At 46.1% G+C, this 25,956-nt stretch carries 22 protein-coding genes and 1 pseudogene; 9 read left to right on the forward strand and 14 right to left on the reverse strand.

From position 1 onward, the window contains the following. Positions 1–14: 14 nt before the first annotated feature. Complete coding sequence (locus tag L5M51_RS12290) at positions 15–491, reverse strand: hypothetical protein (RefSeq protein ID WP_263172981.1); 477 nt, start codon at positions 489–491, stop codon at positions 15–17. A gap of 291 nt (positions 492–782) precedes the next feature. Next, positions 783–1,277 (reverse strand): annotated as a pseudogene (locus tag L5M51_RS12295) (transposase); the annotation flags it as partial. 209 nt (positions 1,278–1,486) lie between these two features. Between L5M51_RS12295 and L5M51_RS12300 the strand changes: the two are divergent. The 4 genes from L5M51_RS12300 (at position 1,487) to L5M51_RS12315 (ending at position 7,832) form a co-directional block, all read left to right on the forward strand. Further along, a complete protein-coding gene (locus tag L5M51_RS12300) occupies positions 1,487–1,924 on the forward strand; it encodes a hypothetical protein (protein WP_263172983.1) in 438 nt (145 codons plus the stop codon). A gap of 709 nt (positions 1,925–2,633) precedes the next feature. Further along, positions 2,634–4,199, forward strand: a complete 1,566-nt coding sequence (locus tag L5M51_RS12305) for a cryptochrome/photolyase family protein (RefSeq protein ID WP_263172984.1) — start codon at positions 2,634–2,636, stop codon at positions 4,197–4,199. Between the two features lie 71 nt (positions 4,200–4,270). Then, complete coding sequence (locus L5M51_RS12310; protein ID WP_263172987.1) at positions 4,271–4,978, forward strand: SDR family oxidoreductase; 708 nt, start codon at positions 4,271–4,273, stop codon at positions 4,976–4,978. A gap of 520 nt (positions 4,979–5,498) precedes the next feature. After that, on the forward strand, positions 5,499–7,832 hold the full coding sequence (locus L5M51_RS12315; protein ID WP_263172988.1) for a M4 family metallopeptidase: 2,334 nt from the start codon (positions 5,499–5,501) through the stop codon (positions 7,830–7,832). Positions 7,833–8,021: 189 nt separating this feature from the next. Here L5M51_RS12315 and L5M51_RS12320 read toward each other — a convergent pair whose 3' ends face one another. Genes L5M51_RS12320 through L5M51_RS12330 form a run of 3 tightly spaced genes read right to left on the reverse strand, consistent with a single transcriptional unit; the run spans position 8,022 to position 10,803 of the window. Next, positions 8,022–8,573 carry a response regulator transcription factor gene (locus L5M51_RS12320; RefSeq protein ID WP_263172991.1) on the reverse strand — a complete coding sequence of 184 codons (552 nt, stop codon included), beginning with the start codon at positions 8,571–8,573 and terminating at the stop codon, positions 8,022–8,024. After that, positions 8,570–9,880, reverse strand: coding sequence for a sensor histidine kinase (locus L5M51_RS12325; RefSeq protein ID WP_198573033.1), 1,311 nt, complete (start codon positions 9,878–9,880; stop codon positions 8,570–8,572). Before L5M51_RS12325 ends, L5M51_RS12320 begins: the two co-directional genes overlap by 4 nt. A gap of 8 nt (positions 9,881–9,888) precedes the next feature. Next, a complete protein-coding gene (locus L5M51_RS12330) occupies positions 9,889–10,803 on the reverse strand; it encodes a dTDP-4-dehydrorhamnose reductase family protein (protein WP_263172994.1) in 915 nt (304 codons plus the stop codon). A gap of 178 nt (positions 10,804–10,981) precedes the next feature. Here L5M51_RS12330 and L5M51_RS12335 point away from each other — a divergent pair, with 178 nt between their 5' ends. Next, positions 10,982–12,832: an alkaline phosphatase family protein gene (locus L5M51_RS12335; protein ID WP_263173034.1), complete on the forward strand. Its 1,851-nt coding sequence runs from the start codon at positions 10,982–10,984 to the stop codon at positions 12,830–12,832. A gap of 4 nt (positions 12,833–12,836) precedes the next feature. Here L5M51_RS12335 and L5M51_RS12340 read toward each other — a convergent pair whose 3' ends face one another. From L5M51_RS12340 to L5M51_RS12355, 4 genes are all read right to left on the reverse strand, one after another. After that, positions 12,837–13,229 carry a hypothetical protein gene (locus L5M51_RS12340; protein ID WP_263172995.1) on the reverse strand — a complete coding sequence of 131 codons (393 nt, stop codon included), beginning with the start codon at positions 13,227–13,229 and terminating at the stop codon, positions 12,837–12,839. A gap of 147 nt (positions 13,230–13,376) precedes the next feature. Beyond that, a complete protein-coding gene (locus L5M51_RS12345) occupies positions 13,377–14,294 on the reverse strand; it encodes a pseudouridine synthase (RefSeq protein WP_263172997.1) in 918 nt (305 codons plus the stop codon). 53 nt (positions 14,295–14,347) lie between these two features. After that, positions 14,348–14,923 (reverse strand): LON peptidase substrate-binding domain-containing protein, encoded by a 576-nt coding sequence (locus L5M51_RS12350; RefSeq protein ID WP_105251225.1) that lies wholly within the window; start codon positions 14,921–14,923, stop codon positions 14,348–14,350. A gap of 197 nt (positions 14,924–15,120) precedes the next feature. Further along, positions 15,121–16,176, reverse strand: coding sequence for an alpha/beta hydrolase (locus L5M51_RS12355; RefSeq protein WP_263173000.1), 1,056 nt, complete (start codon positions 16,174–16,176; stop codon positions 15,121–15,123). 347 nt (positions 16,177–16,523) lie between these two features. On the opposite strand from L5M51_RS12355, the gene L5M51_RS12360 reads away from it, so the two are divergent. From L5M51_RS12360 to L5M51_RS12375, 4 genes are all read left to right on the forward strand, one after another. Further along, positions 16,524–18,917 (forward strand): TonB-dependent receptor plug domain-containing protein, encoded by a 2,394-nt coding sequence (locus L5M51_RS12360; protein WP_263173003.1) that lies wholly within the window; start codon positions 16,524–16,526, stop codon positions 18,915–18,917. A gap of 176 nt (positions 18,918–19,093) precedes the next feature. Then, positions 19,094–19,555 carry a YhcH/YjgK/YiaL family protein gene (locus L5M51_RS12365; protein ID WP_105251222.1) on the forward strand — a complete coding sequence of 154 codons (462 nt, stop codon included), beginning with the start codon at positions 19,094–19,096 and terminating at the stop codon, positions 19,553–19,555. A gap of 143 nt (positions 19,556–19,698) precedes the next feature. Further along, positions 19,699–20,619 carry a manganese-dependent inorganic pyrophosphatase gene (locus tag L5M51_RS12370; protein ID WP_212600488.1) on the forward strand — a complete coding sequence of 307 codons (921 nt, stop codon included), beginning with the start codon at positions 19,699–19,701 and terminating at the stop codon, positions 20,617–20,619. Between the two features lie 220 nt (positions 20,620–20,839). Further along, positions 20,840–21,451 carry a DedA family protein gene (locus L5M51_RS12375; protein ID WP_263173007.1) on the forward strand — a complete coding sequence of 204 codons (612 nt, stop codon included), beginning with the start codon at positions 20,840–20,842 and terminating at the stop codon, positions 21,449–21,451. Positions 21,452–21,466: 15 nt separating this feature from the next. Here the strand turns inward: L5M51_RS12375 and L5M51_RS12380 are convergent, their stop codons facing one another. The 5 genes from L5M51_RS12380 to L5M51_RS12400 all read right to left on the reverse strand — a co-directional run bounded on the left by L5M51_RS12380 (position 21,467) and on the right by L5M51_RS12400 (position 25,676). After that, positions 21,467–21,691, reverse strand: coding sequence for a DUF6500 family protein (locus L5M51_RS12380; RefSeq protein WP_263173010.1), 225 nt, complete (start codon positions 21,689–21,691; stop codon positions 21,467–21,469). A gap of 96 nt (positions 21,692–21,787) precedes the next feature. Then, on the reverse strand, positions 21,788–23,248 hold the full coding sequence (locus L5M51_RS12385) for a thioesterase (RefSeq protein ID WP_263173012.1): 1,461 nt from the start codon (positions 23,246–23,248) through the stop codon (positions 21,788–21,790). Positions 23,249–23,389: 141 nt separating this feature from the next. Continuing rightward, on the reverse strand, positions 23,390–24,430 hold the full coding sequence (locus L5M51_RS12390) for an MJ1255/VC2487 family glycosyltransferase (protein WP_263173014.1): 1,041 nt from the start codon (positions 24,428–24,430) through the stop codon (positions 23,390–23,392). A 70-nt stretch (positions 24,431–24,500) separates the two neighbouring features. Beyond that, positions 24,501–25,013 (reverse strand): phosphatase PAP2 family protein, encoded by a 513-nt coding sequence (locus tag L5M51_RS12395; protein WP_105251216.1) that lies wholly within the window; start codon positions 25,011–25,013, stop codon positions 24,501–24,503. 414 nt (positions 25,014–25,427) lie between these two features. Beyond that, positions 25,428–25,676, reverse strand: a complete 249-nt coding sequence (locus tag L5M51_RS12400; RefSeq protein ID WP_113940145.1) for a YgjV family protein — start codon at positions 25,674–25,676, stop codon at positions 25,428–25,430. Positions 25,677–25,956 lie beyond the last annotated feature (280 nt).

Raw genomic sequence — 25,956 nt, forward strand, 5'->3', positions numbered from 1 at the left:
CTTACAGATAAAGGCTATCCTTGGCAGAAATAAGCATAATTGAGCCTATCTTGCTGACCCCATACCGCAGTCCAGCCATTCACATCACTCATGTAAGCGAAATAAATGGATTGCGTTTTAAGACAAACATCTTGAAATGGCGCTTTATTCTGATTAATAAAATGCGCCGACCTAACCAACACATCGGTACAAACGTCTTCATCCTCCACTAACCAAATAAAATCATCACGCCATTCATCCAATGCTATCGCTGCCTCTGGGGAATAGAGTCTCAATTTATCTTGAGCGAGTGCCATTTGCTCGGGAGTCACAGAACATGAAACCGCCAACTTATCGAATACACCTGAGCCGCCAGCCCAAAAAGACAAATCAAATTCCAACCTATCCTCTAGCGGCGTAAAACCCAATAAATTTTCGATAATCATCAAACTTTTAGCTAAATCGGCATCAGGTCTTTGGTAACGCTTTTCAATTCCATCATATTCCCGCATACAAACTAAGCTCCTGCTGCGTTAAGTGACGCATCAAAATTGAGTAACATACTATAAAATAATAACTTTTCGTGCAATGCACTCAACGATTAAGACTATTACGCCAGTGACTCGCCGACTTTGATTTAAAAATGAGTTATCCCTAAGCGCTCGATGACGCCATTTGCAGCATAAGGAAGCGCGAACACCGCGATCACATGGTCAAGGATAATGAAATGAAAATTATCAGGCCTACCATTTTAAATCAGCAACTTCATCAAGTAAGGCCTGTGATTAAAACCGTCCCTCCTAAAAGCGACCTGTACAGTTATCTTCTTGATTTGCTTGTCTTGCTATTAGCTCATTCAAACATCGCGCTCTTTTGAAAACTTAGGCATGAAATATCGCATAATCGCCTGCGATAAATTGCGATTGAATGCTTTAATCGGTTGACCTCATGCGCCTCAACTAGCTCTCCTTGAACGGATTTTTGCGTTAACTCATCGCCTTTAAACAACTTATGCCACTGCTCAAGTACTTCGCGATCAGTCCAACGATTGGTACTGTCGATATCGACTGGCAGCACCACATGTAGATGATTTGACATCACCGCAAAGGCTGCAACATCGATAGCAAAAACGGCTTCAAGTTCAAACAGTAGTGACTCAACCCAACTACAGCGATGGTCATAATTTCTCCCAGAATAGGCATCATCGCCACATAAAAAAGCACGCCGCACAACGCGGCTATAGCAATGGTAATAGGGAATGTCTTCAAGGCTTATTAAGTTCTGAGAGGACGCGGCATATAAACCTTCTTATTTAATGCTTATAGTCGGAGGTTAACTACCACGCCATTTAAGCTGGGTGTCTTGAAAACAGCTTCTTTGTAGGCAACCTGAAAGTGCATTATATTGTTGCTCTAAAATGGATGGCCAGATTTATTATTAGTCCTGCATATGTGATAAAACAGTTAAACCTTCGCTGGAAACAAATCTTAGAAATGGAGTATTGTCAGTGACAACGAGAACGGAATTACTCAATAAATTAAGCGCCTTATCGACCGCCGATCCAGTGCACTGTCCGGTAGTGACATTAAATGAGTACTTTTTAGAAAACGAAGATGAAGAGTCTATCGCACCCAATAATTGGGGTTATGGTCGACCATCCATCAAAGAAATCTATCGTTGCTTGAAAGAAATCGAACATAGGTCAGATGTGCAAGGTGTTTATGTTGGGATGCACGATGAATGGTCCGAAGCACTTGAGGATGATGAGCTATGGCCTGCAGCTGAGAACATTCATATTCTTACCTGTGCGCTTCTGGCGGAAGTGGAAGAATGGATTGAAGGAATCGCGGCAGATGGAATGGGGACAGGCTGGCCCTATGGCGAACATCAACTATCCCCTAAGCCGTATGCTGGCTATCATGTCTATACAGTATATTGGGATTAGTGGTTAGCTATCTCACTGTTTATGTGAATTTTATTGCATCAGACAACCCCAAAACATCGGTCTAGGCCGATGTTTTTATATCTAAGGATACCCAATCTCATTTTTGTAATATAAAACGTGCTCCACCAGCCTTATTATATGAATTAGCTCTTGTTATTTAGACTCCCATTGTTAAATTTTAAAAATGGAGTGTTAGTACTCTTTTTAAATACTAACAAACAACCCTAAAACTTCAGAAGTTCACCTTCCCCTGCGAAGTTGCTGAAGGGCGTTGAAGAAAATCGCGTGAGCAAGACATGGATGCCGAGTTAGCTTTCGGATTCTTTATTTGATTAATAGGGATGTACCACCGAAAGCGTTAGCGATTTTGAATAAGCACGAAGCCCTGCTTATAAATAAAGAGTTAATGCATGTAACTTCGCTAGGGTGAGTGCTGCGAAAACAGCGGTACGAACGAGAGCCAAAGATTGTGAACTGGCAGTTAGACATCGACGTTGTTCGGCAAGGGCTCTTGATTGAGAATCAAGGGATGAAGCCCCCGACTTTGACTTCGCTTTAAAAACTATCAAACCAAGTTTAGATAAACCTCCTTGTCGAAATCACGACAAATACCCTGCTTTGTGATCCTCACTGCAACCCAATTCGTAATGTCCGGCAATATCCCATCGCGAAATGCTTAACCGCGAAAGTCATTCAACGAGTCCACTTAATGCAATTACAGCAATTCCATACAGTTAGACTAATTTTAGGTGATCAACTCAATGCCCAGCATTCTTGGTTTAACCGTGTTGATGAGCAAGTGCTGTATGTGATTGCAGAATTGCACCAAGAAAACACTTATGTAACGCATCATGTGCAAAAAATATGTGCCTTCTTTGCGGCAATGGCGCAATTTGCCCAAGAGCTGCGTACGCAAGGGCATCAAGTGCTCTATCTCACCCTTGATGACACCTTCAATAACACCCAAGGCTTTAGCGATCTACTGACGCTGATTCAACATCAGGTAACACAGGTTGGCGCGATCAAGTTTGAATACCAAAGGCCAGATGAATACCGCCTACTTGAGCAATTGAGTCAGCTTAAGCTCAACACAGCCATGGTGAACTGTGTCGATACAGAGCACTTTATCTTGCCCTTTGACGAAATCGATGCGCAGTTCCCCGTCGGCAAACACATTATGATGGAGCACTTTTATCGCCGCATGCGTAAGCGTTACAACATCTTGATGCAAGACGCAAAACCACTCGGCGGGCAATGGAACTTTGATGTCAGCAACCGTCAGAAACTTAAAACTCAAGATATAAAAGTCTTGCCTGAGCCATTAATGTTTAGCTTCGATGTGACGGAAATTCTCGCACGTCTTGAACGTCATCAAATTCCGACCATGGGTCGTATTGATGCGCCATTGCTGTGGCCGATAAACCGTGCGCAAAGCCTCGAATTATTAACGTATTTTTGTCAGGTTTGCTTGCCTTCCTTTGGCCGTTTTCAAGATGCCATGACAGCGCAACATCCTGCCAAGTGGAGCTTGTACCATAGTCGACTATCATTCAGCCTTAACAGTAAATTAATCAGCCCGTTAGAAGTCATCAATGCGGCCATCGACAGTTATCAAACGAATGCTGAGATTGATATCGCCCAAGTCGAAGGATTTGTGCGGCAGATATTAGGTTGGCGAGAATACGTTCGCGGCATTTACTGGGCGAATATGCCACAGTACGCCAGCACTAACGCGCTCGATGCCCATGGAACACTGCCCGATTATTTTTGGCATGGCGACACTCAGATGAGCTGCATGCGACAAGCCTTATCCCAATCATTAGATTTTGCCTACGCCCATCATATTCAGCGCTTAATGGTGATCGGCAATTTCTGCTTATTAACCGAAATCAATCCAAATCAAGTCGATGAGTGGTATTTAGGCGTGTATGTTGACGCCATCGAATGGGTTGAAATGCCCAACACTCGCGGCATGGCATTGTTTTCCGACGGCGGCATTATCGGCACTAAACCCTACGCCGCCAGCGGTTCCTACATCAATAAAATGAGTGATTACTGCAGCGGGTGTCATTACAAGATAAAAGAGCGCAGCGGCACACTCGCCTGCCCGTTCAATAGCTTTTATTGGCGCTTTATGGACAAACACCGCGCGCGATTGTCACAAAATCCTAGGATCGGCATGCTATACCAGACTTGGGACAAAATGGACGAGTCCGTAAGGAGTGCCATATTAGCCACAGCCGAGCACAACCTAGTTCACCTAAACCGTTTGTAGCTGAGTAATGCTAAGCGTGACTCATTGATATAAAGAGTTTGATATAGATATTTGGATAGGGAGAGTTTGCTATGAAAGTACTTATCGTCGGCGGGAGAGGGGGTATTGGCAGAGCCATGGTTAAGCGAATTCAAGAAAGCTATCCCAACGCCACTGTGCACGCCACCTACAGGCATCATCTTCCCCAAGACAGGCAGGAGAAAATCCAATGGCATGCATTAGATGTGACCAATGAAGCTGAGATTAAACAGCTAAGCGAACAGCTCACTGAATTAGATTGGATTATTAACTGTGTCGGCATCTTACACACCCAAGATAAAGGGCCAGAAAAAAGCCTACAGTCACTGGATATCGACTTTTTCCAGCACAATTTAACGCTCAATACCCTACCCAGCATCATGTTGGCAAAGCACTTTGCTAAGGCATTAACACAAAGCCACTCGGCAAGGTTTGCGGTGATATCGGCGAGAGTCGGCAGTATTACCGATAATAAATTAGGGGGCTGGTACAGCTATCGCGCCTCAAAAGCCGCGCTGAATATGTTTCTCAAAACACTGTCGATTGAGTGGCAACGCACCATGAAACACGGCGTAGTGTTGTCTCTGCATCCGGGCACGACAGACACGCTATTATCTCAGCCATTTCAACAGAGTGTCCCCAAAGGCAAACTGTTTACACCTGAGTATGTCGCCAACAGCTTACTGCCCATCATTGCCAATGCTACACCCTCACAAACAGGGCGTTTTTTTGCCTACGATGGCACAGAGTTACCTTGGTGAAATAAGCTGAAGAGCAAGTCAAGCAGCGGCAACTCCGATGGAGTCTTTCTAAATTAATAAATCAAAGCCGAGGGTTTTAACCCCTTGATAGGATTATGCCCCCAACGCACACCCCATCCTTAATCAAGCCTTTTCAAGAACACTGAAAAATAAACAATTGAAATAAATCATTAAATTATTTTAAAACACTCAAGTGCATCACCCTTCCGCTTGGCTAAATCGCTATTACCCAAAAGTCCTAATTCAGATTTAAAAGCGTCTAAATGAACGTTGAAGATAGTTCCTTTGTACGATTGTTAACACTTTTACATTTAAATAACATCTAGAGTCATGCGGTTATTCACGCTTTGCACAGAATAAAAATCTGAGAATTCCCGCCTGAGAAACAGCTCATTCTATGCGGCCATGGCAGAGGGATGCCGACGACCCTGTAGAAATCACAATAAAAAACGCTCGCCCGAGCCAGTTAAGCTGTATGGCATTCCAACGTTATTTACAAAACGGAAAAAGGATTTCAAGCATGATGCTAAACAAAAAACTGTCGCTACTCTTCATTGCTGTGTCGGCCACTTTAGGCACATCCGCATTTGCTGCCGATGTTGTCGATGTCGGTACTCTTAGAAGCGCGTCTTCAAGCAATAACTTAGTGTCTCAGTTCAGCTTAGACGCAGGTAGCCAACTCAAAGTCGAGAAAAAACTCAACCTAGGTCAAGGCAAGCAAAAACAACGTTTACAACAATATTTCCATGACGTACCGGTTTATGGTTTCTCTGTTGCGACGTCACAATCGAGCATGGGCTTTTACAGCGACATGTCTGGCCGCGTATTAAAAAATATTGAAAAGTCGGCTGATTTTGTCAAACCCACTTTAACGGCTAATAAAGCGTTAGATATTGCGATCCGTGGCAAGTCTGACAAAGCCGTTGCAGGTCTAAAAGCTGAAAACAAACAAGCAAAATTATGGCTTTACCTCGATGATGCCGCTAAAACTCGCCTCGTTTATGTGACCTCATTTGTAGTATATGGCGATGAGCCAAGCCGTCCATTCACTATGGTTGACGCGCACTCTGGTGAAGTGCTCAAGCGTTGGGAAGGGATTAATCACGCTGCAACGGGCACAGGTCCAGGCGGTAACATTAAGACTGGCCAATACGAATACGGTACTGATTTTTCTAGCTTAGACGTTGAAGTGAGCGGTGACACTTGCACCATGAACTCACCTAACGTGAAAACCGTTAACCTAAACGGTGCCACTTCAGGCGCCACCCCCTTCTCTTATACTTGCCCACGCAATACAGTCAAAGAGATCAACGGCGCTTACTCGCCATTAAACGATGCGCACTACTTCGGCAACGTGATCTACAAGATGTATAGCGAGTGGTACAACACTGCACCGTTAACCTTTCAGTTAACGATGCGAGTTCACTACAGCAACAACTACGAAAACGCTTTCTGGGACGGCAGCGCTATGACCTTCGGTGATGGCGCAACTACCTTCCACCCATTAGTGAGCTTAGATGTCTCGGCACACGAAGTGAGCCACGGTTTCACTGAGCAAAACTCAGGGCTGGTTTACGCAGATCAATCTGGCGGCATGAACGAAGCCTTCTCAGATATGGCGGGTGAAGCCGCTGAATTTTACATGCACGGCACAAACGACTGGTTAGTCGGCGCCGATATCTTTAAAGGCAGTGGTGCACTGCGCTACATGGCAGATCCAACCTTAGACGGTATCTCTATCGGTCATATCGACGATTACTATGATGGCATCGACGTGCACCACAGTTCAGGTGTATTCAATAAAGCTTTCTACACTTTAGCTAACTTACCGGGTTGGGATACGCGCAAAGCATTCCAAACATTTGTAGTCGCTAACCAATTATATTGGACGGCGGACAGCTTATTCTGGCAAGGCGCCTGTGGTGTTAAATCGGCCGCAACTGACTTAGGCTTAAGTGCTGACGATGTGGTTACTGCGTTTGCCGCTGTGGGTATCACACCTTGTGAAACCCCACCACCACCGCCACCACCAGAAGCCACTGAGCTCGCAAACGGTGTCGCTGTGGCAGGTTTAGCCGGTGCGTCAGGTAGCAAAAAATACTACAAACTCGATGTCGCTAGCGGTGCAACTAACCTGAGCTTCAATATGTCAGGCGGCACAGGTGATGCGGACATGTATGTTAAATTTGGTCAAGCACCGACGTCTAGCAGCTATGATTGCCGTCCATACAAGTCAGGTAATGCCGAAAGCTGTGCTATTGATCCTGCTCAAACGGGAACTTATTGGGTGATGGTCAGCGGCTATAGCAGCTACACAGGTGTGAGCCTAGTGGGTGCTTATGACGGCGATGACACTCCAAACCAAGCTCCAACCGCAGGCTTTACTGCAAGCTTTGCTAACGGTAACGGCAGCTTCACAAGCACCAGTACTGACAGCGATGGCGACCTGACGTCATGGAACTGGGATTTTGGTGATGGTACAAATGCCGCAGGTGCGAGTGTCAATCATCAGTATGCCGAGTCAGGCAGCTACACAGTCACACTGACAGTAACTGACAACGATGGCGCAACAGCAAGCACTTCGGCAGAATTTGCGGTTGAAGTCCCTGAAGTCGCATTAGAAATGGCAGTAAAAAATGCGAACAAATCTCGTCGCGGCAGCATTCGTGTTGCACTCGAATGGGAAGGTCACAACGCTGATGAATATACTATCTTCCGTAACGGTGTTGCGGTTGGTACTTCAAGCAGTTCATCGTTTATTGACCGCTTCACTGACCTAGCTGGCGCAAGCTTCACCTATAAAGTGTGTGAAACTAACGGCCCTTGCTCAAACGAAGAAACCGTTAATTTTTAATCGCATAACCTAATCGTGCAATGGCGCTAGCGTAAAATCCTAGCGCTAATTCATCGATTCACTTCTCGTTTTCTTGTTAATGCCACTCAGCCCTTTTGAGTGGCATTTTTTATAGTCAAACGGCTCAGCCTCAGCACCTCATCAGGTTTGCCTTAAGCTGTTGCCCCTTGCCCACATGTGGATGAATCGTTACTTCAAATGTCCACTTTCACCCACAGGTTTCTTCAGCAATTTACGTTGTAACGTCCGACGATGCATTCCCAATTGGCGAGCCGTGGCGGACACATTGCCTTGGTTAGCATTGAGCACTTGCTGAATATGCTCCCACTCCAAACGCTTAGGATTAAGTGGCGAATCATCGACTTCATCTTCTTGAAGAGTATGGGAATGCCCATCTATTTCCAGTGCGGCGAGCAAGGTTTGGGTATCCACAGGTTTAGCTAAATAATTATCGGCGCCGAGACGAATCGCTTCCACCGCTGTAGCGATACTGGCGTAGCCGGTGAGTAACACCATAGTCACCTTGGGCAGCAGATGACGCAGCGGCACAATTAACCCTAAGCCATTGGCTTCGGCAAGCTTCATATCTAAAAGAATATGGCTAGGACGAAACTCCCGCGCCACCAGCAGAGCATCGCTGGCATCATGGGTTAATCGGCATTCAAAGCCATGGCGTGTTAATCGGCGGCCTAAAATACTCGCAAGGGAAAGGTCATCCTCTACAATCAACAAACGTTTCATGAACTTACCTCGTCACTAACCTTAGTCTTGTGCGATACAGACGACGCCAGCTCCCTTAATATAGTGAAACGAATTTGTGCCACAGTGCCACCTTGGGGATGATTAGCCAAAATCAACTCTGCGCCCAAACGCTCTAAACTGGCATGACTGAGTAGCAAAGCGACACCTAAACCCTTGGGACTTTCTATGAGTAAGGTGCCCAACTGTGGCAATAAATCGGGCGCGATACCAGTGCCATAATCGCGGATCTGCAAGTAGATCTGCTCTTCGTTTGGCGCTATATCTAAACTGATATCCACCTGCGGCGCACCTAGGGTTTCGGCGCTGGCACGGGCAGCATTTTCAATCAAGGCCATGAGGGCTGGCGTTAAACTCATATCAGTCAGAATACTTTGCTCTGCCAGTTGTTCAGGCATACAAGTGATCAACCAATTCAGTTCAGTTTGCGGCATTAACAACAAGGTTTTTTGCTTTAAACTGTCCACCAGCTCAATGATCTTTAGTGGGCGCTGGCGGCGATCGCGGATCGACTCCGTCGCTAATCTCAGCTCGGCAAGCGTATGTTCACAGCGACCTAACGCAGTTTCCATCTCGACAATCGTTATCGAGGTATCGCTCATGTCTTCTTTTACTTCATCGAGTAATAACCTCAGACTCGAGAGCGGCGTGGCCAATTGATGCGCCATCTGCGCCGATACTGTACCTAGGGCTAAGAGTTGCTCCTGACGCAATTGCCCTTCGCGCATATAAGCTAACTGCGCATCTTGGCGGCGCATACGCTTAGTGATTAACGCTACGCTGGTTGTCATCACCAAAGCTGAAATCACAAAGTTGAACCACATGCCTAAATAGTGGGAACTCATGTCCATACCGTGGTGCTGCATGGGGGATTCGGGCACAGTAAAGATCATCAGGCTGTAGGCAAAGGTTGAAATAGCCGTCAGTGCCCAAGGCGCCCAGATTGGCAAAGTCACAGCCGCAAGTGCAATCGGCAACAGTAATAACGAGATAAACGCATTGGTCGCGCCGCCGGAAAAGTGCAACCAAGATATCCAAAATAATGTGTCTAAGCTGAGCGCAATAAAGAGGCCGCGCTCCTTAGCAAATAAGGGTTTACGTAGCGCCAATGTGAGCGAGAGGTATAACACCTCTAGCACTAACACATGCACTAACGGCTCCATTTGCAGGCTAAGACCAAAAGTATCGGCGGCAAACGTGGTTAAGCCTATTTGCAGCAACAAACCTAAGGTTCGCAGTAATGCGACTTGGTCGGCAGCCTGTAGACTGGTCCCTAAGATCTTAGCCATGGCGATTCCTACAGAGTGAGTCCGAGCGTGGCAAGTGCACCACTCGATTGTGCTAATGCTTGGCGCACGCCAGTGGCAAAATTGATTTCAGAACTAATCCCCAGCGCAGCTAAACGCGCACAGCTTAAGGTGCAGTCCCTTGGCCGCTTGGCGTTATCTGTCGGCGTCGACTCAGGCGTTAAGTGCGCTGTACTGAGTTGTAAAATCTCTCCTAAGGTCAACAACATCTGATACTTAGTCATAGTCTCTGCGGCGCTAAAATGATAAATCCCCTGCATGGTAGAATGTTCAATATGCTGTGCAATCATCTTGTCTATGGCTTGGGCAATATCGGCGGTCGAGGTTGGACTGCGTATCGCCCAATGATCAACACCCTGAGCGCGACGCTCAATCAATTGGTTAACCAGCACTAGCACAGCAGATTCACTCAGCTTTTCTACTTGGCCGTAAAGGATTGGCAAGCGTAGCACGGCAAAATCAGCGCTAGTGTCTAGCACTATCTCTTCGCCCTTTAGCTTAGATTCACCATAAAAATTAACCGGATGAGTGGCTGCATCTTCAGCGTACTTAGGTTGAGTGCCATCGAACACATAGTCAGTGGAAATATAGATAAGCCAAGCATTATTGGCCTTAGCTGCCATAGCTAAGGCTTGGCTGGCGGTTAAGTTAAGTGCCAATGCCGCCTGCGGATTTTGCTCGGAGACATCGGGGCGACGCTCGGCGGCGCAGTGCACTATCACTTGCGGTTGCTCGCGGGCGATAAATGCCTCGACATCTAAAGGGGCGGTAAGATCGAGTTTATGCACTCGTTCACTTGCGCGGCTAAAACCTGTGGCGATAACCTCATGTCCCGTTAATTCAAGCTGTTTTACAACTGCTCGGCCGAGTAGCCCTGTCGCGCCTGTTACCATAATCTTAGCCATATCGCCCCATTCAGTTTCAACGCATATTTATGGCTAACAATTCTAAAAGCTTTTCATATTCAACGCACTTGTTTACTCTTCTAAACCAAACTTACTTAGGGTTAACTCATGCAAGATTAACCCAAATACCCATAGGCAGAATTTGAGTACGACACTTCCTCTGATATTAGCTGGCCCCATGCTGCGCCACTGCGATGCCTCACACTTTACCCTGTGGTTTGTAAGTCGTGAGCCATTAACTGGACTTAAGCTGCGTCTTGGTGAGCAAGAGTACCTGTTGCAGGATGCCGATTTACACTATGTGCCACTCGGGCAACATGCCCATCAATATCTAATAATACTGTCGCGCCCAGAGTTGCTCGCGCCCAATATCGTCACACCTTACCAAGTGTCTACCGCTCAGCATTGTGATATTTTTGCCACGATAAGCCAGCTAAACTACGGCGATGCGTCGACGCCAAGTGTACGTTTTACCCCTGAATTAACCCAAGTATTCCACGGTTCCTGCCGCAATCCGCATCACCACAGTGACGATGCACTGGTCGCCGCCGATACCCATTTAGCCAAGATAATCAACAGGGGTGCGGAGGATGATCGCCCTGCACTTATCATAATGAGTGGTGATCAGGTCTATATTGATGATGTTGCGGGACCTATGTTAAGCGCCATAGGGCAAGTCATCGATTTGCTTGGTCTTAAACATGAGCAATTTGAAGGCGCGAGCATCACCACTAGTGAAGACATTCATTATCAGCCCGCATATTTGTATCAACGGCATAAAAACCTGTTGCCTCATACCCAATATCCGGCTAAAACCGCGCTGTGGCGTTGGTATCGCAATCACCCCATTTTTACCTCCTCCATCGCCGTAAATCATTTGGTCAGCCTAAATGAAATCATCGCCCTGTATTTACTCACTTGGTCACCTGAACTGTGGGAATTAGTGAATATCTCGAAGGATGTCGACGGCTTATCACCCGCCAATACCGCCCGCTGGCAAAATGAGTGGCAACACTTGCTTGGCTTTAAAGCTGGGCTGGGGCAAGTCAGGCGCTTTATGGCGCACATTCCCGTTTATATGATGTTTGATGACCACGACGTCACCGATGATTGGAACCTGACGGCTAAATGGGAACAAGCGGCCTACGAACACGCATTTTCGAAACGCATTATTGGTAATTCCTTAATCGGCTACACCTTATTCCAAGGACTTGGCAACGCGCCTGATAAATTTGCCGCCGATATCCGCCCGCTGCTCGATGCGTTTTTTACGCGACAAGAAAGCGAAAGTCAGGATCTGCTCATCGATGAATTACTTAAATTTGAGCAGTGGCATTACACCTTAGAGTCCTCGCCCAAACTGGTCGTGCTCGACACGCGTACCCGCCGCTGGCGCAGTGAATCTAATCTCGCAAAACCTTCCGGCTTGATGGATTGGGAGGCGTTAATGGATTTGCAGCAAGAGTTACTCGGCCAGTCTAAGGTCATTATCGTCTCACCTGCGCCCATGTTTGGGGTCAAGTTGATTGAAGCTGTGCAGCGTACAGCCACTCTGATCGGTGGTTCCCTGTTAGTAGACGCCGAAAACTGGATGGCCCACCCGGGCGCCGCCAATGCACTGCTGAGTATTTTTATGCACCGTAAAACCCCTGAGGAGTTTGTGATCCTCTCCGGCGATGTGCATTACTCCTTTAGTTACGACATCAGTATTCGTTTTAGACGCAGTAGCCCTAACATCTACCAAATCACCTGCAGCGGTATTAAAAATCACTTCCCCGAGAAGCTGTTACCGATTTTCGATAAACTCAATGGCTGGTTTTACGGCCACTTTTCACCACTTAACTTGCTGACAAAACGTAAACGTATGTTACTCCGTGGCAGGCGACCAAATGGTGAGCCGAGTAAACGTCTAGTGAATAAAAGCGGAATAGGTATGTTGGAATTAGCTGATGATGGTGCACCAACAAAAATTGCGGTTTTACATGGCGATATGAGCGAAACCCTGTTCGAACCACCCAAACAGGAATAACAGATTAAACGGGTTTATTATGTTTAACCGTTTCAGGCTGAGTGGCACCAGAGCCAGAATCCATCAAGGGCGTATTTTTGGATAGCGCCTCATCGGTTTTGGCAGGTTTTGGCTGAGCCTGATTGAAAATCAGTGCTTCTGGCTGCGACTTATTCGACGGTTTTTCATGCGCCATTTGATCCCAAATGATCTTAGGGCTTTGATCCCGCTGGGCATCGACTTCTGCTGTCGATGTGCCAGACGAACTCGGTTTCTTCGGTTCAATCACCGCACTCGCCTTACGGATCTCGGCGGCAATGTCATTCAGATAAGGCTGCTTAGTCCAGTCACCAAAATACATGGCCCCCACTAATACTGCAGCGCAAAGCAAGATAGAGAAGATCGCAGATTTGGTCATAATGGACTTCCTTTAAACAATCGTAATATGGCTCCCTATGGCAGAGACTCAGATACTGCAGATTGTATTCATACCATCACAGGGCCAAGCACACAATTGCACCCGATTATTTCCTTTAAACAGACTGGAAATAATGCTTTCCGCTGACTAAAACTCAAAACCTTGACATTGCATGTCGTGGTGCATCCCGCTCACTGGGTCAATAAAACGTAAACGCTGTGCCATCAATTTTAGGGGTGCCTCAAATTTATCCGGTCCTTTGGGTAATAAGCTTGGATAAAATCTATCGTTTAACAATGGCATACCTAAGCTTTGCATATGCACCCGCAACTGGTGGGTTTTGCCGGTAATCGGGCTCAGGTGGAACAAACCAAGATCGCCTTTTATGGCCACCAAACTGATTTCGGAATGGGTATTCGCCTCGCCTTCCACGATTTTCATGGTAAAACTCGGGTCGCTCGGCTGCATGCGGTTTTTTACCGTCCAGTGCAATGGCAAAGTTAAGCAGCCCTGTTGATATTGTTCAATAATCTCAGGAGTCAACTTGGCAATCGCTTGATAGTCTTTACGAATCGCATCGTCAATAAAGAGTTGATGATAGAGCGCGCGGGTTTCAGGCGCGACAGTCATCAGGATCACTCCAGCGGTTTCACGATCAAGCCTATGAGCGGGCGCGATAGTATCAATGCCAGTACGCAATCTTAGTCTATGCACCAAACATTCGTTCACATAGTTGCCACTTGGCGTCACAGGTAAAAAGTGTGGCTTATAGGCCAAAATGACATTGTCATCTTGGAATAGGATCTGTTCTTCAAAGGGAATTTTCGCTTCGACCAGCACTTCACGGTAGTAATACACCCGCGCCGCAGGGCGATATTCAGTGTCCAATGCGATCAAACAGCCATCCCGCCAATGCACTTTTCCATCGAGGATCCGCTGACGCCATACATCTTCACCTATACGGGCAAAATGTTGTGCAAGAAAGGCAAACACTGTGGGTTTATCTGTGACATTCACAGGAAGCACTATGTAAGAAGGTTGGGCGGCGCGGGCAGATGCAGTCATATCACAAAAAAAGCGGCTATAGAAAGCCGCTATTCTAGCCTTTTTGTGGTTTTTCAGTCCACATGGGACTTGATGAGTTGCAGCACGAAGTCCAAGGTTTTGTGGCAATCTGGCTGATTCACTAATACTAATTTATCTTTGTTATACATAGGCAAAACCTCGAGCCAGCGTTGGCTCACCCAAGCGGCGTCTTCTAAATGCACTTGAGAATAGAGCTCAAACAGATCGGGATTCACCTCATAAAATTGCTCTAATGCGGCGCTTATCAACTCAAATTCACCTTTAATCGGCTCTTCTTGCCAGTTACGGCAAGGTAAAGTACGCGCCATCCACAGCTTATCTTTGGCCTGCGCCGCTGAGAGGATGCTGACGCGTTGACGCCCTTCGAGCACTATGCTGAGTGAATCATCTTCTAGCTGATTAAAATCGATAATGTCACATTGGGTGGCAGTGGGATAACAGGGCGGACTACCACTGGGTCTAATGGTGGCAAAGGCGAGCACATACTTTCCCTTGAATACATCGGCCACCATGCGCAGATGACCTGGGTCAACCACGCGAACCTCCACCCGTCCCTGTGGCAGTAACAAGGCATCGCGCATGAGTAACGCCATTTCTCGTGTTTGCATAGCAACCTCCTGCCCAAAATAGAAGGAAACGAACTCAATGCATTCGTATTTCCTATTATTGTAGAGTGTAGCAGGTGAAAGAATTTCCTTCCTAAAGCCGCTGAGCGCACAAAGAAATTTGCGACCTCGCTATTTTGAATCAGGGCATTTCGACCACGTCATGTCAAACCCAGTTTTCGAGACCAAATCACTTCAACCTAGAGGTGCTCTAGCCGATCCAGCACATTTCCCCTCGCAACAACCGAGGCAAACTCCTCTGCAAGACGTTCACTCAAAGCCACAGACGTGCGCCAATATTGCATCCGCTGCGCCGTGTCCAGTTGCTTAAAATCTTCACGGTCGGGGATTTTGCCAAAGGGCAATGAAGCGACAAATTCGGCCGATGGCGCCAACACTAGCGCATTGTGATAATTAGCGCGACCTTGGCGCCACTTCAAGGATTTATCGAACCATCCTGGGCTGATGGTCGGATAAAAATGCGGATACAGCGTCAACCCCTTAGCACGGGATAAAGGCAAATCAAAATGATAGTCGGTAATGCCGCCATCGTAATACTGCCCATCGGCAACGCCTTCAATTTGGGACACAGGGGCCAGCAACAAAGGAATCGACCCCGTTGCTAACATCACAGCATCGACATTAGCCTCAGTTAATTCGACCTGCTGACTGGGTAAATCGTTGAGTTGCAAAAAGGGAGATGCTGCAGTTTGTTGGCTAAAGACCACACGCTCAAAATGCCAACCTAAACTCCGACGGCTCACTAAGTTGGTCGCCGCTGTCATCGCCAGCCCCGCCGCAAGCGGAAGCTTTGCCGTTAAACGATTTAAATGTTTAGCTCGGCACACGACGAAATGACTGTGAATATGAGCGTTATTAACGATTTCCCTGCCACCGTTTGCCCCTAAAATGCCCTGCACTACGCCTTTAACTTGCGCACTGACTTCCTGCGGTGTTGGCATATTGTCGTAACGCTGACCAATATAAAAATCCTCTAAGCGGCCATAGGCTATGAGGGGATCTTGCTGCGCCAAACACGCTAAACGCCAAGCCCCAGAGGAAGCGCCTAATGTATATAAAGGCGTTTGCCTGTCTTTGAAAAAATCAGCAAACAGATACTTATCTAACCCAGCGATACCAAGCCACTTAGGTCCACCAGAGGCGGCAAGCAACTGGGTAAAATGCTCAGCTTTAAGGCCTTGTTCTGCCAAGGTGTTAAATGCCGTTGGTCCTGCGAGAAATCGTAACGCTGACAATTCTGTGTTCCTTCAAATCAATGCCATTAAAGCGAAATAACGCATTAAACCACGATGGCGCACGTCAATAAACAATTCATATCATCGACTTAACTCAGTCGCAATGTGCAGGCAACAACGTGTATTGTGCCGTACAAAGCCTCAAAAGCACGCAGGTCGATAGTGAGGTTTTCATCAATATATTCAACTGCATTTTAAATATTATTTAGAACACTAGGCTCTGAGTTAGCATATTTACGTCTTAATGTAACAATTGTTACAGTGATAACCTTCTCGGCATCAGATTGTTATTTTATCTGCACACCTAAGTTCGAGTATTGGGTCACAAACATCATTGAGAGGTTTTTATGCGTCTAGCCGTTATCGCATTGGCAGTGTCATCCACACTGGTTATTCCAGCAGTCCAAGCCGAAGAGCAACAAACAGGCTTCGAAAAAATCGAGATCATAGGCTCACGCATAGCACTACGCACGGCAACTGACAGTGTTGCGCCGGTCGATATCATTACTGCCGAACAACTCGAATCAACAGGTATGACCGAAACCGCTAAAGCGCTGCAATTTGCGGCGCCAAGCTATAGCTTCCCATTCTCCTCGGTGACTGACGGTTCAGATGCGGTGCGCCCCGCGAGCTTACGTGGCCTGTCGCCAGACCACACCTTAGTACTCGTAAATGGCAAGCGTCGCCATGGTTCTGCCCTAGTACATTTAAGTGGCACTATGGGAAAAGGCTCCTCTAACGTCGATTTAAATGCGATTCCAATGACAGCGATAAAACGCATTGAAATTCTCCGAGATGGAGCCTCGGCACAATACGGTTCAGATGCGATTGCTGGCGTGATTAACGTGGTACTCAAGGACAGCGATCAAGGGGGAAGCGTCTCGGCGCAAGCCGGACAAACCTACCAAGGTGACGGTGAGCAATGGCGTGTAGGCGTTAACCATGGGATCAGTTTAAGCAATGATGGCTTTGTGAATGTAACCCTAGAAGCGCATCACAAAGACAGCACAAACCGCGCAGGATTAGATCCACGGCAGCAATACCCTAAGTTAGCAGATGGCTCAGCAGATCCGCGCGAAGCGACATTTAACCGTAAGAGCCACCACGTTGGTGATGCCGAATATGATAATGTCGGTTTATTTATCAATGCGGCTCAGCCTATATCTACCGACGGAAAACTGTATGCCTTTGGTGGTATTAGCCAACGTGAAACTAAATCGGGTGCTTTTTACCGTTTAGCTCTCGATGCCCGTAACTTACCCGAAGTGTATCCCGACGGTTTTTTACCGCAAATTAACCCCAAAATTATCGATTCATCTCTTACCCTAGGCTATGAATTCAACCTGAGTGACTGGGACATTGATGCCTCAGTAGGATATGGTAAAAATTCATTTAACTATAATATCGTCAATACCTTAAATGCTTCCTTAGGCCCTGAAACTCCTACTGAGTTCGACGCAGGAACGTTATCGACCCGTGAAGCCAATATCAATTTAGATATTTCCCGTTATTTTGCCTTTATAAACAATTCTGAAATTCTGTTTGCGACCGGTGTTTCATGGCGCCAAAACGGCTATGAAATTGAAGCCGGAGAAGAAGATTCGTATATCAATGGTGGCTATAATGGCAAAGCGGCAGGTAGCCAAGGCTTCACCGGTTTTACCCCTGAGTCTGAGGTTGATGAAACGCGCGATAACACAGGCATTTATGCCGAACTTGAAAACCAATTAACCAACGAGTTTTACTGGGCGGCAGCGCTACGCTACGAAAACTACTCTGACTTTGGCGGCAACACGAGCTGGAAACTCGCGGGTCGTTACGATTTTACCGACAACTTAGCCCTGCGTGGCACTATCAATACAGGCTTTAGAGCGCCGAGCGTACAACAACTGTACTTCAGCAATATCTCGACGTTGTTTAATCCCGATCCAGTGACGGGGCAACTGGTTCCTATTGAATCAGGCACCTTCAACACCTTATCACCAGTGACAAAGGCGCTTGGAATTAACGAACTAGAACCTGAAATATCGCAATCATTTAGTCTCGGTCTTGTTTATACCAATAACGCTGGCCTCGCGGTAACACTCGACACTTACCAAATAGAGATTGATGATCGCATCATCTTATCTGGCTCCCTAAGAGCGACTGATAGCCCTGCGGTTGCAGCGGCACTTGCGGGCACCAATGCCGATTCAGCACGATTTTTCGTCAATGCCGTCGATAGCCGCACTCGCGGGGTCGATCTCGTTGTTAGCCAAGATATTGATATTGGCACTTGGGGCGATTTACAGGCGAATTTAGCCTATGCCTATAATAAAACCGAGATCCAAGACATCAATCTGCCATCTATTTTAGGCGGATTAGAAAAGAAACTCTTTGATGGTATAGAAAGAACCCGCATGACGTCTGCTACGCCGCATAACACGGGCAGTATTGGGCTAACCCATGAACTCGGGGATTTTAAAACCAATATCCGCTTAAACTACTTTGGTGACTATAGTGAAGGTTATTCAACGGGCGATGTAAACTATAGCGATCAATGGGTGATGGATCTGTCGGTAAGATACGCCGCCACCAATGCGCTAAGCTTTACCGCTGGGGTGCAAAACTTGTTTGATGTGTATCCAGAAAAACGACCAGATAACAATAACTTCAATGGTATCTTTGTATACCCATTAACCAATACCCCCTTTGGCTTTAATGGTGGCTACTACTTTTTAGAAGCCAAATACACTTACTAAACTCGTTTTAGCTAAGTTGAATAATACTTGATGTAGAAACAGGCCATTCAATGGCCTGTTTTTTATGCCGACATGTTTAGACCTGCTTCCAATCGACAAAGCTTATGTCCTAACTGTGGTGATCGGATTATAATCTTTACAATTCACTCATTCACATCCGCCATGTCGAGTAACCGATGATCGTCGATACCTTAAAAAACCGCCATATTTATCAATCGTTAAGCCCTCGGCTTGCGACTGCATTAGAACATCTAGCGACAACCGACTTTAGTCAGCTACCCGTAGGTAATTATCCCCTCGATGGCGACAATATTTTTGTGATAGTGAATGACTATCAAACCAAACATAAGTCGACAGAACCCTTTGAAGTTCATCAAAAATATATCGATGTGCAATATGTTTTCAGCGGTGAAGAAGAGTTTGGTTACTTGCCACTAGCGGAGCAAACACCCTCGAAACCCTATTTTGAAAAACACGATTACGCCGAGTTTGATTACGAGGCAAACCAAGCCAATGCCTCTTATATCAAACTCAAAGCAGGCATGTTTGCGTTATTTTTCCCCGGTGACATGCATATGCCCGGCACAGGCGATATCGCCACGGCGGTGCGTAAAGTCGTGATAAAAGTGAAGATCTAAACCTTAAGCCATCTTTGCCGAACCTGAGCGTTCGATTGTTAGAGAAATAGCAACTGAAGAGCGCAGTGATATGCGCTTTGGCTATTTCCGATTAAAGCCAAATATTGCTAAAATTGTCACAAATTTAAAGGAGAGTCCCTGAAATGCCCATTTACGTTGTCGGTCACAAGATCCCCGATTCAGATTCAATCTGCGGTGCTATCGCGTTAGCCTATTTAAAAAACCAAATCGGTGAAGAAGCCATTGCCGCACGTTTAGGTGAATTGTCACCCGAAACCGCTTTTATTCTGGAACGTTTCGGCTTCGAAGCACCGGAATACAAAACCAGCTACGCTGGCGAGCAAGTGTATATCGTTGACCATTCAGAACTGACTCAAGCACCGGATGATATCGCCCAAGCGACTATCGTCGGGATTGTCGATCACCACAAGCTAGGCGATCTCACCACAGATACACCGCTAGAATGCTGGATCCGCCCAGTGGGTTGCAGCAACACAGTGATCAAGATGATGTTCGACTTTTACCAAGTCGCTATCCCTAAAAATATCGCTGGTATCATGATGTGCGCTATTTTGAGCGATACAGTGATTTTCAAATCACCGACTTGCACCACTGCAGACATTCGCTGCGTTGAAGCATTAGCTGAAATCGCCGGAGTTGAAGATTTCAAAGAACTGGGCATGGAAATGTTCAAAGTGAAATCAGCCGTGCAAGGCACACCAGCACGTGACTTAGTAATGCGCGACTTTAAAGACTTCAACATGAACGGTAACTTAGTCGGTATCGGCCAGTTAGAAGTGATCGACCTGTCAGTATTTGACGATATCAAGGCCGAGCTAGAAGCCGATATCAAAGCGCTCAAAGTGGAAGGTAACCGCCACAGCGTTTTATTGCTGCTGACTGACATCATGAAAGAAGGTTCAGAGTTGTTGATTGTGTCTGACGATGCGGAGCTGACCCAACGTGCCTATGGTAAAGATACCGTTGATGGCAAAGTGTGGTTAGACGGCGTATTAAGCCGTAAGAAACAAGTTGTACCACAGCTACAAGCAGCATTCGCCTAGACATAATATCGTCGCCGAATCGCAACAGTAATAGCGTATTAAGGCCGAACTCAGTTCGGCCTTTTATATTTTTAAGACAAAATTGATATCCTCAGTGCCTTAGCCCTGCTAATCACTGCAAATGAAAACGGGCATGAAACTTTGCTCATAAATCTATCCAACCAGAGAAGTTGGCGAGTATGATGACCCTATCGTCACATTGATTTGATCACTTTCATCTATGCCAGAAGCGCTACAACATATCATCACAGAACTCACGCCTTGGCTGCAGCAATATGGTTATGTTCTGCTATTTGTCGCGATTGCTGTCGAGGGTTTTGGCATTCCGGCGCCAGGACAATCCTTATTAATTGTCGCCAGTTTATTAGCCGCTACAGGGCAAATGTCACTGCCATTGGTATTAATCGTCGCTGCTTGCGGAGCACTCTGCGGTAACTGTTTAGGATATTTTATCGGCTGGCGCTTTGGCGACGTATTACTCAAAAAAGGTTGGATAAAGCCGCAATTGGAAGACAAAATCCATGGCGTTATCGGTCAATATGGCATTGCCGCTTTAGTGTTGAGTCGTTTTGTTGAGGGATTAAAACAATTTATGTTTATCGGCTGCGGTCTCGCTAAAATGCCACTAAAACAATTTGTGATTGGCAATGCTCTCGCCACTAGCATTTGGGTGACGCTCTTTGGATTAGGCCCAGTGTTAATCCGCGATGAAATCGCTCCCATGCTGGCGTTTTACCACCAGCATAAGTACCCCACATGGGCCATGGTCAGCCTGATACTCGCCGCACTAATCACTTTTACTTGGCGCAGGTGGCAAACCAAAAATCCGTAGTAACAGCTTTAGAGTCTATTCTTCCGATTCCTTTTGGATTATCTCTATCACCTTATGAGCCTTAACAAAATGGTCTAAGCGATGAGTTTGAATCCACCAAGTCGCCGCTTCCATAAGCAACTCTGGATCATCATTTTTGTTCGCAAAGAAAGCGTAAAATGAGACACCGACTTTGTCGCCTTTAGTCTCAATTTTTTTATGACAAACTGCGATGATTTTTGCTCTTAACTCAGCTCTCATATTGACTCATAAAGTTTATTCACCAGCTTATTATCTATTTTCAATGAGATACAACACTAGATGTATCGCCTATCACTTACTCCGTACAGCTAACTATCACTTTATACCTTCAGTTTCAATCTTAGGCTGAGGCTCTGCGCCGTCGTTTGGCTTAGCCTCAGGCTTTGATTCCGGCGCTTTAATTGGTGCGGGTGGCGCCTCAGTCGCAGCAGGCTTATCTTGTTCCTGTGATACGTTTGGCTCCTGCAATGGTGCATTAACCTTAGGTGTCGGTGAACTTTGCTCTTCAGGTAAAGGCTCAACAATAATTACTGGCTCTTGTGGCACAGGCGTTTCACCTTCGGTAGATGTTGCAGCTTCTGACTCTGGCGCTAAGGTGCCGAGATCTTGGTTCGCAGGGCTTTCCACCGCATGTTTAGGTAATTGATTTCGATATAAATCAATCATACGCATCACCTCAGACAAGGCTTTACCATGCTCTGGAGTGAGAATGCCATTGTGACCAGAGACGATTTCGTCCGACACGGCCAGTACCCATACGGCTTGCATATTGGCATCGGGGCAGGTTTGCACGGTACGACGAGCCTGCAGGCGAGCACGAATTTTCCAGCCTGATTGAGGCAGCGTCATCATACAGCCAGGGATTTGATCGTGCGCCATCAAGGCCGAGGGCATCTTCATTGGCGTGGTGCAATTGCCACCAGAGCATTTGTCGATATCGTGAGTAATAGCCCAAGAGTTCCCGACAGCGCGCTCGCCGTCCTTGATGTAATTGAAGGCTTCTTTCACTGCAAAATCCCCCTTCGATTGCAACACCACCATACTCGGTTTTTGTCTATCTAAGCTCACCAACGTATCTAATGGCTGATACTCTTTAGCAGGTACGGCAGGATTTAACAGTAAGAATAAATTAGGATTATCCTGCTGATTATCAATGGCGGCTTTGATGCGATCTTTACTCGCATGCAAAACAACAGCACCGCCAAGACTATGGCCAATCACAGTGTACCGCAGCAGTTTATGCTGTGTTACTAAGCTATCAAGCTTATCCAGCAGCTGTGATAGACCTAACTGCCCGATACGTTTAGCAACCCGTTTACGCTGTAAAATAGTGGGAAAATCTAAGGGTTCAATCCAACTTTTTGCATCATCTGAGCCATCGATCCAAAAAGGATCATATTTATCGCCCCGCCAGCCAACATACAAACCCAACAAGTTACGCTGGGTATCGGACGCGGCCATTTGCTGATAAAACTGCTCAAAGGCAATAAAGTTTTCATCCTTAGGCTCGGCGCTATGATGCCAGCCATGAACAAAAATCAATAATTCAGGGATCTGTGCAGGCTCTGGATGTAAAATTCGCGTCTCTAAACCTTGCCATTGCCTTTCGTCGTGGGGCTGACCTTTATCATTAAACTCAATCACATGAAAATTTTGCTTAGCGATATCAGGGCCGGGGATGTGGTAAGCCTGATCTGGAATAAAAGGAAGTAGGATGCAAAGTAATAACAACATTAAAAACAGTAACTTGTACTGAGTAAACTTTTTCAGGCTCATTTATAACAACATAATTAACGGCCAGGCTAGGCCAAAATAGACGTGCTGAAAGGGACTAACAGCAAAATTGACGAAATTATACGCTAACGCCATTAACCCAGCTAGTGCCTAAGTTGCTTTTCATCTGAACAGCAATGCTGTTTAACGCCAAGTATCGGGAAGCGTGACTTGGCTCCATAACTCTTGGCACAGCGGCTGACTATTGTGCCAGTCGCCGCCGTTAATCCATTTAACCAGCGTATCCCCCACCTTTGGATATGCAATTGGATTAGGTGATGCCGTTTTAAGCCAGCGCTTAACTATGTTCACATCAAGACTCATCATGCTATCTGCGGCCGCTAAAAGTTGTAACGCCGCCACGTTCGATAACTGCTCAAACTGGCCAATCAGTGGTTTGACTAAGAGTTTTTTACCTAAGGTTAATGCTTCGCTGGCAAGCTCAAAGCCCGCATTGCCTATCACACCACCGCAGCTGGCAAGATGTTGCTTAAACCCCTCACGATTAAAACCGTGCCATTTAATGTGCTCAGCAACTTGGCCTTTAGGTTGTTGGCTGTGATATACCAAAAACTGATAATCACTAAAATGAGACAGAAAATGAGCAATCATATCCGCATCTTCAAAAGGCAAATAAACTAAAATCTGATGCGTGTGTTCGAATGGGCTGGCATCCACTTCGACAAAAGGCGGCAAAATAGGGAAGCCAAAATGATGCCAATGACACCCCAGCGCCACATCCACTGGTGCAAAATAATTGAGCAGCATCTCATTAAACCAAGTGCTACCGAGTTTTGGCACCGGATGAGTTAACGCCGCCTGATGGCTAATCCCAATGGATGGCACGCCTTGGCGCCGCGCAGCCCAAGCCGACACAGGTTCAAAGTCGTTGAGTACTAAATCATAGCTACTGAGATCTAAGGCTTTAATATCTTTAAATAACGACAAGGACAAATTTTGTCGGACAGTTTGTGGCACATTCACGCGCCCGGAGTGCGTCGCAAACGTCATTCCCGCTTGAACGCGATAATCACCAAAGCACTCCATATCGAAAAACTGATCAGGCTTACGCCCCGAAAATAGAAAGTCCACTTCAATATCTTTTTTCATCAATGCTTTAGCCATGACGCGTGCACGACTTAAGTGGCCATTCCCTGTGCCTTGAACTCCGTAGAGTATTCGCATTACGTATCCTTAAACTGATGAGTGAAGGAGAATTCCCACTAATGAAATGATTAACAGGCGCATATTTGAATTAAATCACTGGATGAACCAGCAATACCGACCCAATCCCCAATGAGGCTCCCGCCAGAATATCTAAGGGATAATGCACGCCAAGTGCAATACGTGAGCCCCCTATGCTAAAAGCCCATAAATACGCCACAGGAGCCGCCGCTGGATAGATTTGCGCCACGCTCGTTGCCATCACAAAGGCCGCGGCTGTATGACCAGACGGTAAGCTGAAGCGATCCGATGGTTCAAAACCACTCTCAAATCCCACTAATGCATGGCATGGCCGTGTGCGACGAATACTATTTTTCAATAGTAAATACAGAGGTAACTCAACCAAAAAACTCGCTAACATCAAATTAAATAGAGCCTGTCCTTGAGCGTGCGTCAGCATCAAACCCACAGACAAATATAAATACACATGCCCATCGCCACTCGCTGATACCCGCTTTGCATGGGCATATAAACCATGGTGCTGGGTGAAGCTCACGATATGGCAAAACATTCGCTTATCTAAGTCTGCAACGTAACTCAACATAAAACAGGCTCCTTGCTGGCATACCAGCGAGTTTTACTGCGATGTTAATCTGTGCATTCTCTCGACGACGCTTAGAGTGCTTAGTCTGCAACCAACCGACTCACCAAAGCTCTATTCACGATTGAATTCGTTATTGACTGCTCACGACTAATTTACTGTTTGCTAATAGTTAAACCTAAATCACATTAGCTAAAGCACTATTAGATAGCTTGAGACTAAGAAAGACCTGTGACGGCTAAGTGACATCTGCTCGAAGGTTTTATGACAAGAAGCATGGCTGAGGTTTTGATCTAGAAGGATTCTAGGGACGTTATGCTGGGGCTAAGGGATTTATTTAGGAATAGCGATAGGACTGAGACAGAATATTGTGTTGCTCTAAACGTTAATCTCAAGAGCAACACAATCCAATAAAACTTAGGCTGCGGCGGGAGTATTTGCCTTAGCACGGTAAATTTTTGTCAAATGGTAAATATTAATACAAGCAACAAACGCATTCATGCCGGCCACAGGCCAAGCAGAAATAAACACCCCATAAACCACAAACAGGGTGCATCCTACAAAATTCAACCATCGCAACCAAATGATATTCTTCATCATTAGAGAGATCGCCACCATTATAGAGGCAAAATAACCAATAATTTCAATCGTATTTACAGCTTCCATAGGCACCTCTCGAAGGCCCTCTACCGTCCATAAGCGTAACGGGGGGTCCATGCTCCTAAAGCAAATTAAGTTAAGTAAGTTAATTTAAACTTGAGATATAATACCAAAGTGCGCAACAGAGTTGTAATAAAAAACCGTTATTTAATGACCAATATCAAGTTTTACCGAATAAATTCTATAGTGTGACGAAAATTTACTACAGATGTGTTAACAGCCAAGTGGCAACAATACCGTGATTGATAACACTTTTCTTTTCAATAATCCCTTTTATACTGGCGTA

The organism is Shewanella sp. SM73, from assembly GCF_025653795.1.
GTDB lineage: Bacteria > Pseudomonadota > Gammaproteobacteria > Enterobacterales > Shewanellaceae > Shewanella > Shewanella oncorhynchi.